Source organism: Shewanella sp. AC34-MNA-CIBAN-0136, assembly GCF_040309945.1.
GTDB lineage: Bacteria > Pseudomonadota > Gammaproteobacteria > Enterobacterales > Shewanellaceae > Shewanella.
In genome coordinates this window covers 148,737-162,402 of sequence record NZ_JBEOPJ010000006.1, presented here as the reverse complement: position 1 = coordinate 162,402, position 13,666 = coordinate 148,737, and the positions used below count along the sequence as shown (strand labels likewise).

Below are 13,666 nucleotides of genomic sequence, written 5' to 3'. Positions count from 1 at the left end.
AAAACAACTAACGCTATATATTACGTTCTTTTTTAAGTTGTAAAAACTGTTTCCATTTAACCACTTCAGCAGGCATTTCAGGTGTGTCACCTGTGTAACCGGCAGCAGCAATTAAGGTTTCAATAGGCACTTGTTTACCTCGACATACAAACACACCACGAACATGCGCAATGCAATGTAAACCACGGGCGGTAACCATACGATGCTCAATATAAAAGTATTTTTCGTCCCAACCAACGATTTTAGTTTCAATGGTAAACTTTTCAAACGGCTTAATATCGCGGATATAAGTAAACTCTGCCGCATTCACTATCGGTAACCATTTGTTTTTTAGAAACTGTTTCATCAAACCCATTTCGGCAATCAAATAGGTGCGCGCTAAATCCATAAAAGCAGGATAACGCGAGTTAGTTAAATGCATATTGATATCGCAATCTAACGGTAAAGCACGATAATCAATTCGGCTAGTGCCTAAAAAACCAATACTTTTACAATGACCTATTCGCCATAAAAACAACAAAATAATACGAAAATACAGATTCATGCACGGTTACTCCTAATGTAAGCGCGACAGGCTAACAAAGGTCATACCAGCGAGCAAGCGGCTTTAGCTGTATTTGGTAGCACAAAATTGGCATTACACTTTATTTGTTACTCTTTTTGAGACTTATCCCCCTTTTCATCTGTGGCTTAACTGATTAACATAGCGAGGCGTTTTGATTAAATTGACAGTGAGTTAACTGAGTTTCACGTAACTTACTAACAATAACGCCGTAGTCGTTGAGTCGATTACAGCCAAATCAGCGCAAACACATTGTTTATAATTCTCAGGGCGGGGCGCAATTCCCCACCGGCGGTAAACTTGAAAAAGTGAGCCCGCGAGCGCTCGATTCGTCGAGGTCAGCAGATCTGGTGACTTAGGTATTTACTCATGAGTAATGTCTAACAGTCCAGAGCCGACGGTTACAGTCCGGATGAGAGAGAATAGAGATACATCAATTAGCCCCGGCTTGTTGATGCAATTTGTTTTGGATTTATATCCCTCTTTACAAGCCCTGATTCTGGTCATTTTAGGAGTACAACCATGAATCAGTTATCACTACTTGCCGAATTTGGCGATCCAATCACCCGAGTAGAACTCGCACTAGCCGCGCTAAGAGAAGGCCGAGGCGTATTATTGCTAGACGATGAAGATCGTGAAAATGAAGGCGACATAATTTATTCTGTCGAGCACTTAACCACAGCCCAAATGGCATTAATGATCCGCGAATGCAGCGGTATTGTGTGTTTATGCTTAACTGACGAACACGCCAACAAATTACAATTGCCGCCGATGGTTATTAATAACAACAGCGCCAATCAAACTGCGTTTACCATCTCTATTGAAGCAAAGCACGGTGTTACCACTGGCGTTTCCGCTCAAGATCGCGTGACCACCATTAAAACTGCCGCAAACCGCGATGCCAAAGCATCTGACTTGGCTCATCCTGGACACGTATTCCCATTACGTGCTCGCGCTGGCGGAGTGATGTCTCGTCGCGGTCATACCGAAGGCACTGTCGACTTAATGCAAATGGCAGGCTTAATGCCAGCTGGCGTATTATGCGAACTGGCCAACGAAGATGGCAGCATGGCCAAAACACCAGAAATTATCGCCTTTGGCCTTAAGCACAACATGCCTGTACTCACCATCGAAGACATGGTGATGTACCGTAACCAGTATGATTTAAAGCTGGCGTAATATGTTACTAATACGTCATTCATAACCAGCCACTTATCTGTTGTGAATGAATATGAAATAACACGATTAAGAGGTGCAAAGCACCTCTTTTTTTATGCTTGAAATCATGCTGGTTGTAGACAATAAAACCATGCGGGTTAATACTTTTTTGACTCGATATTCGCCATCCATAACCGCCCTGTTGCCCCTGTCACTATCCAGGAGTCATCGCTGCACCCACTCTCATTTGAACTCAACTAGTATGCTTAGGGCATGCAACACTTTACATTACAGACTAAAAAAAGCAGGATAAATAACCGCAATAGATTTGCCTCACGGATTCCCTTGAGAATTAGTCAACATGAAATAAAGGACGATTATGAGTAAATGGAATACGACTAGCACACTATCTCTTTACTTAACGCTAATTTGCTCCAGTGCAGTAGCAGGTTTTCTGCAATATTCTTTGGAAGATAGCTTCACTGGTTTATCGGACTTACCGGGTATTGTTGATATCGGTATTTATGCCGCCCTAATGACAGCGCTTTATTATTTTTTTGCTCAATTTTTTAACTGGTTGTACCCTGAAGTTCAACAAAATAGCGACAGAAATTCGACTGAGGATAATAAGTTGGGCAAATAACATTGAATAATTTTACCAAAAACATCACCCCATACGTGCAAGAGCAGTTATCTGAAGCAGATCGATCCGACCGTTTAGGTAATGTTGCAGATTCATTTGTATACCTTGAGAATGCTCACGTGCTTGGGCAGGAATCAACCTATTGGCATGTAAAAGTGCATTATTTAATGCTGCGTTGGGCAATAAAACAGCGTGATATTAACGAAGCCATCGGTCAAATTATTCGTATCATTGGGGCGGCTTTATTAACTGCAATAAAAGGCGTACCAACGGGAAATACTGGCGGTAGCAATGTTAGCCCAGTAAAAGTTATGCCCATTAAGCCAGAGCATGCCGTAATTATAGCGAAAGTAAAAAACGATATATCAACGAGCTAGAAAGATTTACAGATGCCTTAGTTGAATCATCCGGTATAACGACCTAAAGAATATTAAATCCATCACTAGTTTTCAGCTTTAAACATGATATATGGAGGTTCACATGAAACGCGTCACTGGTATCGGCGGCATATTTTTTAAAGCAAAAGATGCACCTGCATTGCAGGCTTGGTACAAGCGTCATCTGGGCATTGATGTTCAAGAATGGGGCGGCGCGGCTTTTTCTTGGAGCGACTCAAATAACAAGCCCTTAGGTGGAACCACTATCTGGGCGGTGAGTTCAGAGAAAAGCGACCAATTCTCCCCAAGCCAAGCCTCATTTATGATCAACTATCGCGTTGAAGACCTTCACGCTGTCATCGCAGCCCTCAAAGCAGAAGGCTGTAATGTCCTCGATAAAATAGATGAATCTGAATACGGCAAGTTTGCGTGGGTCATCGATCCTGAAGGTAATAAAGTCGAATTATGGCAGCCGCCTTTAGGTCAATAGCAACTATTGTGGCTTAATGAATCTGTTCACATCCATGTGAAATTAACTTGGAGACAAACTAAATCACAATGCCGTAATAAACGTTTGATACTGACTCATGGTATTGGCATCGTCTAACATGCCTTGATGGCCAACGTTGGGCACCATAATTAACTGCTTATTGGCTGACTGACTAGCGACAAACAGTTTTTCAGACAGTTCAGGCGGGACTTCTTCATCATCTTCTGCCGCAATGACTAATAATGGCCCTTGATAATATTGCGCGACCACTTGCTTATTATCTGTTTTACGAAAATCTTCTGACATTTCCAAAGTCATAAACGGTGCCATATACCACGGTGTTTTTTCATCAACCCAGTCGTCTGCATTAGTTGCTGAACCGTGTAAAACCAGCGCATCTATTTTATTATTTTTTGCTAAATCAGCGGCAATAAAACTGCCTAGAGAGTAACCGTGCAATATCACTTTTTCAGGCTGATATTGCTGATGTAAATAATCCAGTTGTTGCTGTGCATCTGCAATAATATTGTTAATGTTTGGTTGGCCTTCACTTGCCCCTAATCCACGACGATCCATTACTAAAATATCGGTATTGAGCGTTGATAATGTGGTCAGTACCGACAGGCCATGTGGTTCGATTTTCATGCCGTTGCCTTGATAAAAGACCAAGGTTGTAAGGCTATTGGGGTTATCGATATAAAAACCATTTAACTTAACGTGATCAATTGACTCTAAGCTGACTGGGGTAATCAAATGATTAGGCATCGCCTGCTGTAATTGTTGAGTAAACTCAGCGGTAAAGGCTGTGGGGACTTCATCGCTGGCAATAAAGGTGCTTTCACTTAGGCGCATAGTACACCCTGAAGTAACCAGCATTGTGGTGCCTAACATTGCTACTGTGGTTATTTTTTTAAGCAAATTTTGCATATTATTGTCCTTAATTTATTCATCGTCCTTGTGGACTAAAATGTCACCTGGCGAGCATTGTAAATGCTGGCAAATAGCGTCTAGTGTCGAAAACCGAATCGCTTTTGCGCGGCCACTTCTAAGCACCGACAAATTTTGAGGGGTTATACCTATCAATTCAGCTAGTTCAGTGGACTTCATTTTTCGCCTTGCCAACATCACATCCAGCTCAATAATTATGGCCATTAAATTGTCAACTCCGCCTCTTCTTGAAGCTCAGTTGCATGCTTCATTACCCATGCCACACAGTAAAAAATCATTCCGAAAAGTGCATACTTTAATTCTTGACTGCCAAGGCTAAAATAAACAGGTACCGCACTAGATGTACCACTAAAGTGCAATGTAAATGCGATGATCATCGGGTAGAAAAGGCTGAGTAAAATCCAGACTAAAAATACTAAGGCAATACGGCTCAAGCAGCGGAAGTTACGTGGAGTAAACACATGACCTTGCTGATACAGACCAAAAAGTTGGTAGAGAAAAGAGTAAATAAACAGGTAAGGTAGAATTTCAACACTGCCCAGAATGATCCCAGGATGAAATCCCGCATCATAAAGGCTTTGAGCGAGAGCTTGCCAAGGTGTACCAAAGTCGACAGCTAGATAGCTGCTAAACCAACCCCACCAATCAATGGTTAACACATATTCACCCGCTTGGAATTCTCCGAACACCATAGTGCTGCTATAACTAGTGACTTGTAATAAAGCTAAAAATACAATCAGCAATTTAATCCATTTACTTAACGAGACAATTCTATCCATGATCATTCTAAGCTGGTTAATGTTAAACTGAAGTTAACACACAAACCTTTTATCAGCAATAAATTATCGATAAACGATATTTTTAAGTTTGCCGTAACGATATATATAACGTGAACAGCAAGATCAGTTTGTTGAATTTAATACCTAAAGTAGATGCTGTAGTTTACTGGCTGTGATGAATTTAGTGCGAAATGGGTATACTTATTGTCGATTGAACAGCAAAAAAAAAGCATAAACTCGCGTTTATGCTGTTAATTTTTTAACCATGTATTTTGCTTGGTTTACACAGCAATACCACAGTGACGCAATAAAGCATCTGTATTGGGTTCACGGCCCATGAAGCGTTTAAATAGCTCCATTGGCTCTTCACTTCCACCCATTTCAAGAATGTTATTTAAGAAGCTTTTACCTGTTTCAGCATTAAAAATACCTTCGGCTTCAAAACGCGAGAACGCATCTGCCGATAATACTTCGGCCCATTTATAGCTGTAATAACCCGCGGCATAACCACCCGCAAAAATGTGGGCAAAACCGTGTTGAAAACGATTAAAGCTTGGCGGGGTTAATACCGCAATTTGGCTGCGAACTTGGTCTAAAATACCTTGAATATCGACGCCTTTAGCGGGGTCAAACTCGTGGTGCATTCTAAAATCGAACAGTGAAAACTCAAGTTGGCGCACCATCATCATGCCCGATTGGAAGTTTTTCGCCGCTAGCATTTTGTCTAACAATGCTTTTGGTAATGGTTCGCCCGTTTCATAGTGGCCAGAAATTTCCGCTAATGCTTCTTCTTGCCAGCACCAGTTTTCCATAAACTGACTTGGCAGCTCTACTGCATCCCAAGGTACACCATTGATACCCGACACTCCGCCCACATCCACTTTGGTTAACATGTGGTGAATGCCGTGGCCAAACTCATGGAACATTGTGGTGACTTCGTCATGGGTAAACAATGCCGGTTTGCCATCGACAGGACCATTAAAGTTACAGGTTAAATACGCTACCGGCTTTTGCAAACCAGTAGAGGTAACCCGGCGACCACGACAATCGTCCATCCATGCGCCGCCACGTTTACCGCTACGAGCATACAAATCTAGGTAGAAGCTGCCACGATGTACTTTATCGGCGTCATGAATATGGAAGAAACGAACATCTTTGTGCCAAGTGTCTACGCCTTTTTGTTCGCTAATGGTTAAACCAAATAAGCGATTCACGGTATAGAACAAGCCTGACAAGACTTTGTCTTCTGGAAAATACGGACGCAATATTTCTTGCGACACTTCGTACTTGTGTTGCTGCAGTTTTTCAGCGTAAAAACTCAAATCCCATGAGGCCATTTCGGTCACGTTGTAATGGTCTTTGGCAAAGGCACGCAGTTCGGCTAATTCAGTTGACGCTTGGTCTTTAGACCGTTCGCCTAACTCATTTAAAAAGCCCAATACTTGTGCTGGATTTTCTGCCATTTTGGTGGCTAACGATTTATCTGCGTAGCTGGCAAAACCGAGTAAATTGGCTAACTCATGACGCAATGCCACAATTTCATTCATGTTATTGGTGTTATCAAACTCACCGGCATTCGGGCCCTGGTCAGATGCGCGAGTGACAAATGCACGGTAACACTCTTCGCGTAACTCACGGTTTTCGCTATAGGTCATTACGGGTAAATAAGACGGAAAGTCTAAGGTGAATAACCAACCTTTTTGCTCTTTAGCGTCGGCCATAGCTTTAGCTGCGGCGATGGCTGACTCAGGTAAACCCGCTAAATCTGCTTCGTCGGTAATAAGCTTAGTCCACGCTTCGGTGGCATCTAACAGTTGATTAGAAAAGTTGCTGGTGAGTTCAGATAAGCGTTTAACCATTTCGCCATAGCGCGCTTTTTGACTGTCATCCAAACCGATACCCGACAATTCAAAATCACGTAAGCTCTGCTCTATCACCATTTTTTGCGCTTGAGTTAACTGGGCAAAGTCTGTCGATTCATGAATCGATTTATACGCCTCGTACAAACCTTGATGCTGGCCAACATAGGTGCCGTAATCTGACAACAACGGCAAACAAGCATCGTGAGCATCACGTAATTCATCACTACTGATCACCGAGTTCATGTGTGACACCGGCGACCACATTTTACTTAACTCATCGTCAACGTCTTCAAGAGGCTCAATGAGATTGTCCCAAGTGTATTGGCTATTTTTTGCTAATAGTACTTCAATAGTCTCACGACATTTGGCAATGGCTTGCTCAACTGCAGGCTGAATGTGTTCAGGTTTAATTTTTGAAAATTCTGGTAATTCTGCGCTACTTAGCAATGGATTGCTCATAAAGATTCCTCGAAATATGTCGCGTGAGTATTTAGCCTATATTGGGTTAAATGTTGCCGTTTTCAAGCGTAAAAACAATTTATCCTAATAAATATAACCTCGGTTTCGAGGCGATAATCTGACCTTCTTATCGCCAAATTTGACTATGTTATCGTTGATTCAACGTATAACCAGCTCTACTACCTAGCTGGTTTATTCAATAAATAGAGTGACTCAGATCCCAATTTAATTTTACACTTCATTTACACAATCAATATTGACAGACAGATCCCAAACGAGACTGATTATCATTTATTTTCCCACTAAAAGGGCTACCATTCGCTTTATTAAAAGCACTGTTCCATTTTTCGATATGAGCTCAATAAACATGAAATTTGATTTTTGCCTATCAAACCGCAACCATTATGCCCGCGCCTTTTGTTGTGCAATGGCTACGATGATGTGTTTACTGACAACCTCGTCAGCATTCGCCACGGCAGAATACCAGCCGACTGCAGGGTTTGATGTTGCTTGGGAAAATAATTACGTCACTCAAGGTCGTGACAATTTAGATCATGGCGGTATTGCATGGGCAGTGGGCAATATTGAACAAAACGACCTCGCTGTTTATGCCATTGTAGGTCGAGCAGACCAGGTGAACTATGTGGAATGGAACCTAGGGTTAGAATATACCTTACATCTCACTAATAATATTGATGCCACAGTAGGCTATCAGCGCTTAGAATTTTATGGCGATGAGCGCTGTTCTGATAATGAATTTTTCGGCGCGTTGACGGTTAATGGATTAACGTGGTTTGTACCCGCGGTTAACTACACTTATGCAACCGAAGCTGGCGGCTATTTCATTGAACTGAGCATACATAGTCCATGGGAAATCACTCAACACTTCACTTTGACACCTTACATTGTTCAGGGGTTTGATTTTCAATACAGCAGTGAAGAACACAACGGTGCTAACCATTTCCAATTTGGACTAGAAGCCGAACAGAAACTTAATGATTCAATGGCATTGTCTGCGCACATTAGCCACAGCATCGCTCAAGGAGACATTAAGCAACAAGCCAGTGCCGACGATATTCAAGACAGCTTAGATCAAACCTATGCAGGGGTGCATTTCAAACTGAGTTTTTAAGCTTTGCTAGCATTTTAGCAATCCAAGGCTAGACTAAAGGGGCTACAGGATGCCACCTCAACTCAAGCAAGGAAGCTTATGTTAACTCGACTTATCAATATACTATTTGTATTATTTGCGGTTTTGATGATGCTACTCAGTACCTCATTACTTGCCAGCGAGCTCACCAAACTAATTATCAAAGAGCCCGATAAACGCCCCCCATTAACCAATGACAATGCCAACTCACTCCCGTCGCAATACGCGACCGATCATCAAGGTAATGTGATTATTATCCCCACCGAGCACCGCTCAGCGTTAGAATATCGAGCCGACGATATTTACCTTAAACCAAGCCACAAAAAACCAACAACCAAACAAAACAACACGCGCTCATCAATCTCAAAGCACTCCACCATAACCAACACGGCTATAGCCAGTAAAACAATCGCCAATGATCCAAGTTGTCGCTGGCTCAATAACCGCATAAAACATCTTCAGAAAAAACAACGTCAGACCCAAAACAGTCAATTTAGTCATTATCAAGATGAAATTGATATTAGGGAAGATGAATGGGCTTGCCTTAAGTGTGCAACCAGCGGCCCTAATAACGTTGACCGTGGTGAATGCCAACATAAACGTTAACAATGCATTGGTTTAACGACTAGATTGCAAACACAATCCCCCCTACAATGGATACATTAAACTAGTGGAGATCATCATGGCTCAACATTTTGACTATATCGCGCTTGGCGCAGGCAGTGGCGGCATCGCCTCAGCAAACCGTGCAGCAATGCGTGGCGCAAAAGTATTAATTATTGAAGCAAAACACGTTGGCGGCACTTGCGTTAACGTCGGCTGTGTCCCTAAGAAAGTCATGTGGTATGGCGCTCATGTCGCTGAAGCGCTGAACCTCTACGCCAAAGACTATGGTTTTGATGTTACCGTCAATAAATTCGATTGGAGTACACTAGTCGACAATCGTGAAGCCTACATTAGTCGCATTCATGATGCTTATAGCCGTGGATTTGCGAGCAATAAGGTCACCTTATTAAATGGCTATGGTCGCTTTATTAATAACAACACCATTGAAGTTGATGGCGAGCACTACACTGCCGACCATATTGTGGTTGCCACTGGCGGAGCACCAACAATTCCTAACATTCCTGGTGCACAATACGGTATCGACTCAGACGGTTTCTTCGCATTACGTGAACAACCTAAGCGTGTAGCCGTTGTGGGTGCCGGTTATATAGCTGTTGAAGTGGCGGGTGTATTACATGCACTAGGCAGCGAAACACATTTATTAGTACGTAAGCATGCACCACTTCGTAACTTTGACCCAATTTTGACCGACGCATTAGTTGATGCTATGGCCGCCGATGGCCCAACGCTTCATACTCACAGCGTACCTAAATCGGTCACCAAAAATGCTGATGGTAGTCTGACGTTACTATTAGAAAATGACCAAAGCTTAACGATTGACTGCCTAATTTGGGCTATTGGTCGTTCACCATCAACGGGCAATATCGGCTTAGAAAATACCGATGTGCAGTTAGATGCTAAAGGCTATGTCATTACTGATGAGCAGCAAAATACCACCGCGAAAGGTGTTTATTGTGTTGGCGACATTATGGCGGGCGGTGTTGAATTAACTCCCGTCGCGATTAAAGCGGGTCGTTTATTGTCAGAACGTTTATTCGGCAACATACCTGATGCCAAAATGGATTATAGCTTAATTCCGACAGTGGTATTTAGCCATCCACCCATCGGCACCATGGGCTTAACTGAACCAGAAGCCGCTGAAAAGTATGGCCAAGACAATATTAAGGTTTACGCCTCAACGTTTACCTCTATGTACTCAGCTGTTACAGCACATCGCCAAGCCTGCAAAATGAAACTGGTTTGTGCGGGTGATAATGAAGTGGTTGTCGGTATTCACGGTATCGGTTTTGGCATGGATGAAATACTGCAAGGTTTTGGCGTGGCAATGAAAATGGGCGCAACCAAAGCAGACTTTGACTCAGTTGTTGCGATACATCCTACTGGCGCAGAAGAGTTTGTTACCATGCGTTAAGTTACTATGCGTTAAGTTACTAATAGTTAATAAAAAGCCGTGTTATTAAACACGGTTTTTTTATGCCTCCTTGTCAGCCAACCACTGTACAAACACCTTAATATTAGGTGGACGCTTTTGTGAATGCCCCATAAGTTGCGTCATAGCAAAACTATGTTGATAGTACATTTCCGCATCGTTATAGTGCTTTTGCGCATCATCACTATTGATCATCGCACCGCGTAAGTAGTCACACAGTAACTCACTACGGTTAAAACCACTGACCTCACCAATTTCCGTTAAGGTTTGTGCATTCCACTGTTTATATTGCTCAAGCACGCGATCAAAGCGCTCACGATAGTAATCACTCGCTTGTGATAAAACGGCCTCGTTAGGAACTACTCGGGCAATGACAAATGCTTGCTCAGACAAAATACGATACAAACGTTGGCAATGATGAAAAATAAACCGTAAATAAGGATCGCTATACTGCTGCGTGTCTTGTTCAGCTTGCATCAGCCAATTACGGTAGTCCGCACAGGCAACGGCAATAATTAAGTCGGCCTCTGAAGTAAAGTGATTGTAGATGGTGCCTTTGGATATCTGGCTAGCTTGAACTAAATGCGAGCGGCATAAATCAAAGGTTTTATGCCCTTTTAAACAACGTTGTGATACTTCTATCAGATAGTTGCCACGTTGTTCCCAGCTGCTCATTTCGGGCCTCATCTTATTTGGGTTAATAAAGCGTTAACAGTTCACATTTACACTATAGCAAGCTTTGTGGATACCCTTTATTGAGTAATACTGATACCACTATGAACTTATTCAATAGCCCATGTTAAAAATAGAATTATTAGAAAGTTTTATTGCTGTTGCTGAATGTGGCAACTTGTCTAAAGCAGCCGATAAAATTTGCCGAACCCAATCAACACTTAGCCTACAAGTTAAAAAACTTGAAGAAAGTGTCGGCCAAACCTTGCTGATTAGAGACAACAAAGGCGTGACCTTGACCGAGTCTGGTGAAACGCTGCTTAACTACGCCTATAAAATGATGCAACTTAATTCACAGGCTATTGATGAGTTAAAAGATTGCCAAAACCGTGAAGTGATCCGCCTTGGTGTACCCACCGACTTTATAAAGTGCTACTTAAGCAGCTGCTTATTAGAATTTATCCGCGAATTTACTAACATAGAGCTTGTTATCGACACTGACGTAAGTGGTAACTTATACAAACGCTTACACCAAGGGGAATTTGACGTCATTGTCGCAACCCATTGGCAACTACCGACTAACGGCGAATTACTCTTTACTCGTCGCTTTAAGTGGGTTGCGGCGGTCGAAGGCAACGCTCATAAGCGCAAGACGATCCTGATGGGTTTGTATCCAGAAAATTGCCCGATTAGAGCGCAAGTGTTTGCTAACCATCGACTCTCGATGCGGCCCATTAATGTGTTGCTGTCGACCCCATCACCACAAGCCTTATGCATGGCAGTTGAGAATGACTTAGTGATTGCGCCAATAGCCGAATTTAGAATCACTGACCAAATGCAGGTGCTAGACCCGATTGAACATGGATTACCTATACTGCCCATGTTTAATGAATCGCTTTATCTCAACCCAGATACGCAAACCTACGCTACGTTACAGCTGATTAATTTGATTAAAGCCAATGTCGAGCACAAGGGCTATCAACTCGACTAGCCGTTCTCATGCCAACCACTCTGCCTGCTCTACATATCTACTATCTACTATCGTTTCCACTATGCTTTACAGCATTAGGCTGCCAAACAAAAAGGCCAATAACACGCTCGATGTAATTGTCACCACGCCAGGAATCAAAAATGGGTGGTTAAAAACCGCCTTGCCAATCCGCGTTGAGCCTGTGTCATCCATCTCTACGGCAGCCAACAACGTTGGGTAAGTAGGTAATACAAATAACGCGCTCACCGCTGCAAATGAGGCTATTGCCGTTAATGGACTCACTCCAATCGCCAATGCAGCAGGCATTAACGCTTTAGTGGTTGCCCCTTGTGAATACAACAACATTGAGGCAAAAAATAACGCTACCGATAACAGCCAAGGCTGACTTTGAAGTAAGGTTCCTGCAACGTTTTTAATTTCGTCAATATGGTTAGACACAAAAGTGTCGCCCAACCATGCAACCCCTAACACACAAATACACGCCGACATGCCTGACTTAAATGTTGATGCATTAGAAATCTTGCTGGCATCTAAACGGCAAAACCACGTTATTGCAGCCGCTGCAGATAGCATAAACAGCATAATCGCCACATCGCGCGACAGCACAGGGTTAACAATTAAGCCGACCTTGTCAGAAATGGCAGTGGCATAAGACATTACCGCCACTATCGCAATTAAGAATATACCTACCGATCGCTTAGCACCCGGTAATAACGTCACTTGAGTTTCACCACGAGTTTTCACCAATCCGCAGGCTAAACGCTGCTGATAAATAGGATCTTGTGCTAGCGGCTTACCAAGTATCGACGCAACTGCAGCACCGATTAAACAAGCAATAAGCGTCGATGGAATACACACAGCCAACAACACTAAATAATCAACTCCGAACGGTTCTAAAATACCCGAAAAAAACACCACAGCGGCAGAAATGGGTGATGCTGTAATGGCCACTTGTGAGGCGACAACTGCGATAGATAACGGCCGAGATGGACGAATACCTTGCTCTTTTGCTACTTCAGCAATCACAGGCAGCGTCGAAAATGCTGTATGACCAGTACCTGCAAATAAGGTCATAGTGTAAGTCACTATTGGTGCTAAAAAAGTAATGTGTTTCGGGTGCTTACGTAGTAATTTTTCAGCAATAGATACCAAATAGTCCATGCCACCCGCTTCTTGCATCGCAGCTATGGCGGTAATAACCGACATAATAATCAGCATTACATCGATGGGGATAGCACCTGGCGTTAACCCTAATCCAACGGTAAGAATTAATACCCCTACACCTCCAGCAAAACCTATCCCTATACTGCCCATTCTTGCGCCGAGGTAAATCGCCCCAAGCACAATAATTATTTCTAATATCATCATAGTGTTAACTCTATTTAAAACCTAAATGTCTTGAATGAAATAGCAGGGATTACTGCTTTAGAGATCGTGATAGTACTCTGTTGAGATTTTACGAATGTAGACGTGGATCAATTAACTGCATTGCAAGCCAAAAGAGGTGTTTTGTCTGCAG

General features: G+C 42.7%; 15 protein-coding genes and 1 riboswitch. Of the genes, 8 read left to right on the top strand and 7 right to left on the bottom strand.

The window, feature by feature from the left end; genetic code table 11:
• Positions 1-13: 13 nt before the first annotated feature.
• Positions 14-544: a thioesterase family protein gene (locus AAEY94_RS08100; protein ID WP_101088556.1), complete on the bottom strand. Its 531-nt coding sequence runs from the start codon at positions 542-544 to the stop codon at positions 14-16.
• A gap of 275 nt (positions 545-819) precedes the next feature.
• A riboswitch (FMN riboswitch) is annotated at positions 820-990 on the top strand.
• A 94-nt stretch (positions 991-1,084) separates the two neighbouring features.
• Here AAEY94_RS08100 and ribB point away from each other — a divergent pair.
• From ribB to AAEY94_RS08080, 4 genes are all read left to right on the top strand, one after another.
• On the top strand, positions 1,085-1,741 hold the full coding sequence (gene ribB, locus AAEY94_RS08095; RefSeq protein ID WP_182744069.1) for a 3,4-dihydroxy-2-butanone-4-phosphate synthase: 657 nt from the start codon (positions 1,085-1,087) through the stop codon (positions 1,739-1,741).
• Positions 1,742-2,099: 358 nt separating this feature from the next.
• Positions 2,100-2,363: a hypothetical protein gene (locus AAEY94_RS08090; protein WP_350978320.1), complete on the top strand. Its 264-nt coding sequence runs from the start codon at positions 2,100-2,102 to the stop codon at positions 2,361-2,363.
• A gap of 2 nt (positions 2,364-2,365) precedes the next feature.
• A complete protein-coding gene (locus tag AAEY94_RS08085) occupies positions 2,366-2,740 on the top strand; it encodes a DUF3703 domain-containing protein (protein WP_162024120.1) in 375 nt (124 codons plus the stop codon).
• Positions 2,741-2,843: 103 nt separating this feature from the next.
• Positions 2,844-3,230, top strand: a complete 387-nt coding sequence (locus tag AAEY94_RS08080; RefSeq protein ID WP_350978317.1) for a VOC family protein — start codon at positions 2,844-2,846, stop codon at positions 3,228-3,230.
• 63 nt (positions 3,231-3,293) lie between these two features.
• Here AAEY94_RS08080 and AAEY94_RS08075 read toward each other — a convergent pair whose 3' ends face one another.
• The 4 genes from AAEY94_RS08075 to prlC form a co-directional block, all read right to left on the bottom strand.
• The gene (locus AAEY94_RS08075; protein WP_350978315.1) at positions 3,294-4,157 is read right to left on the bottom strand and encodes an alpha/beta hydrolase; all 864 of its coding nucleotides are present in this window, start codon (positions 4,155-4,157) and stop codon (positions 3,294-3,296) included.
• A 15-nt stretch (positions 4,158-4,172) separates the two neighbouring features.
• Positions 4,173-4,382: a helix-turn-helix domain-containing protein gene (locus AAEY94_RS08070; protein ID WP_011639279.1), complete on the bottom strand. Its 210-nt coding sequence runs from the start codon at positions 4,380-4,382 to the stop codon at positions 4,173-4,175.
• A complete protein-coding gene (locus AAEY94_RS08065) occupies positions 4,382-4,957 on the bottom strand; it encodes a DUF2975 domain-containing protein (RefSeq protein WP_350978313.1) in 576 nt (191 codons plus the stop codon). Before AAEY94_RS08065 ends, AAEY94_RS08070 begins: the two co-directional genes overlap by 1 nt.
• A gap of 281 nt (positions 4,958-5,238) precedes the next feature.
• Positions 5,239-7,278, bottom strand: coding sequence for an oligopeptidase A (prlC, locus tag AAEY94_RS08060; RefSeq protein ID WP_192116180.1), 2,040 nt, complete (start codon positions 7,276-7,278; stop codon positions 5,239-5,241).
• Positions 7,279-7,645: 367 nt separating this feature from the next.
• Between prlC and AAEY94_RS08055 the strand changes: the two genes are divergently transcribed.
• From AAEY94_RS08055 to gorA, 3 genes are all read left to right on the top strand, one after another.
• Positions 7,646-8,410 carry a hypothetical protein gene (locus AAEY94_RS08055; RefSeq protein WP_350978311.1) on the top strand — a complete coding sequence of 255 codons (765 nt, stop codon included), beginning with the start codon at positions 7,646-7,648 and terminating at the stop codon, positions 8,408-8,410.
• Positions 8,411-8,488: 78 nt separating this feature from the next.
• Positions 8,489-9,034, top strand: a complete 546-nt coding sequence (locus tag AAEY94_RS08050) for a hypothetical protein (RefSeq protein ID WP_350978309.1) — start codon at positions 8,489-8,491, stop codon at positions 9,032-9,034.
• 76 nt (positions 9,035-9,110) lie between these two features.
• On the top strand, positions 9,111-10,466 hold the full coding sequence (gene gorA / locus AAEY94_RS08045; protein WP_192116183.1) for a glutathione-disulfide reductase: 1,356 nt from the start codon (positions 9,111-9,113) through the stop codon (positions 10,464-10,466).
• Positions 10,467-10,526: 60 nt separating this feature from the next.
• Here the strand turns inward: gorA and AAEY94_RS08040 are convergent, their stop codons facing one another.
• Positions 10,527-11,159, bottom strand: a complete 633-nt coding sequence (locus tag AAEY94_RS08040; protein ID WP_162024127.1) for a TetR/AcrR family transcriptional regulator — start codon at positions 11,157-11,159, stop codon at positions 10,527-10,529.
• A gap of 121 nt (positions 11,160-11,280) precedes the next feature.
• On the opposite strand from AAEY94_RS08040, the gene AAEY94_RS08035 reads away from it, so the two are divergent.
• Positions 11,281-12,147, top strand: coding sequence for a LysR family transcriptional regulator (locus AAEY94_RS08035; RefSeq protein ID WP_162024128.1), 867 nt, complete (start codon positions 11,281-11,283; stop codon positions 12,145-12,147).
• Between the two features lie 66 nt (positions 12,148-12,213).
• On the opposite strand, the gene AAEY94_RS08030 is transcribed toward AAEY94_RS08035, so the two are convergent.
• Positions 12,214-13,515: an anaerobic C4-dicarboxylate transporter gene (locus AAEY94_RS08030; protein WP_350978306.1), complete on the bottom strand. Its 1,302-nt coding sequence runs from the start codon at positions 13,513-13,515 to the stop codon at positions 12,214-12,216.
• Positions 13,516-13,666 lie beyond the last annotated feature (151 nt).

Excerpts from the sequence above, each read along its gene's own strand:
- AAEY94_RS08075 (WP_350978315.1), bottom strand. The coding sequence starts at position 4,157 with ATGCAAAATTTGCTTAAAAAAATAACCACAGTAGCAATGTTAGGCACC.
- AAEY94_RS08035 (WP_162024128.1), top strand. The coding sequence starts at position 11,281 with ATGTTAAAAATAGAATTATTAGAAAGTTTTATTGCTGTTGCTGAATGT.
- AAEY94_RS08050 (WP_350978309.1), top strand. The coding sequence starts at position 8,489 with ATGTTAACTCGACTTATCAATATACTATTTGTATTATTTGCGGTTTTG.
- ribB (WP_182744069.1), top strand. The coding sequence starts at position 1,085 with ATGAATCAGTTATCACTACTTGCCGAATTTGGCGATCCAATCACCCGA.
- AAEY94_RS08065 (WP_350978313.1), bottom strand. The coding sequence starts at position 4,957 with ATGGATAGAATTGTCTCGTTAAGTAAATGGATTAAATTGCTGATTGTA.
- AAEY94_RS08055 (WP_350978311.1), top strand. The coding sequence starts at position 7,646 with ATGAAATTTGATTTTTGCCTATCAAACCGCAACCATTATGCCCGCGCC.
- AAEY94_RS08090 (WP_350978320.1), top strand. The coding sequence starts at position 2,100 with ATGAGTAAATGGAATACGACTAGCACACTATCTCTTTACTTAACGCTA.
- AAEY94_RS08080 (WP_350978317.1), top strand. The coding sequence starts at position 2,844 with ATGAAACGCGTCACTGGTATCGGCGGCATATTTTTTAAAGCAAAAGAT.
- prlC (WP_192116180.1), bottom strand. The coding sequence starts at position 7,278 with ATGAGCAATCCATTGCTAAGTAGCGCAGAATTACCAGAATTTTCAAAA.
- AAEY94_RS08030 (WP_350978306.1), bottom strand. The coding sequence starts at position 13,515 with ATGATGATATTAGAAATAATTATTGTGCTTGGGGCGATTTACCTCGGC.
- AAEY94_RS08100 (WP_101088556.1), bottom strand. The coding sequence starts at position 544 with ATGAATCTGTATTTTCGTATTATTTTGTTGTTTTTATGGCGAATAGGT.
- AAEY94_RS08040 (WP_162024127.1), bottom strand. The coding sequence starts at position 11,159 with ATGAGCAGCTGGGAACAACGTGGCAACTATCTGATAGAAGTATCACAA.
- gorA (WP_192116183.1), top strand. The coding sequence starts at position 9,111 with ATGGCTCAACATTTTGACTATATCGCGCTTGGCGCAGGCAGTGGCGGC.
- AAEY94_RS08070 (WP_011639279.1), bottom strand. The coding sequence starts at position 4,382 with ATGGCCATAATTATTGAGCTGGATGTGATGTTGGCAAGGCGAAAAATG.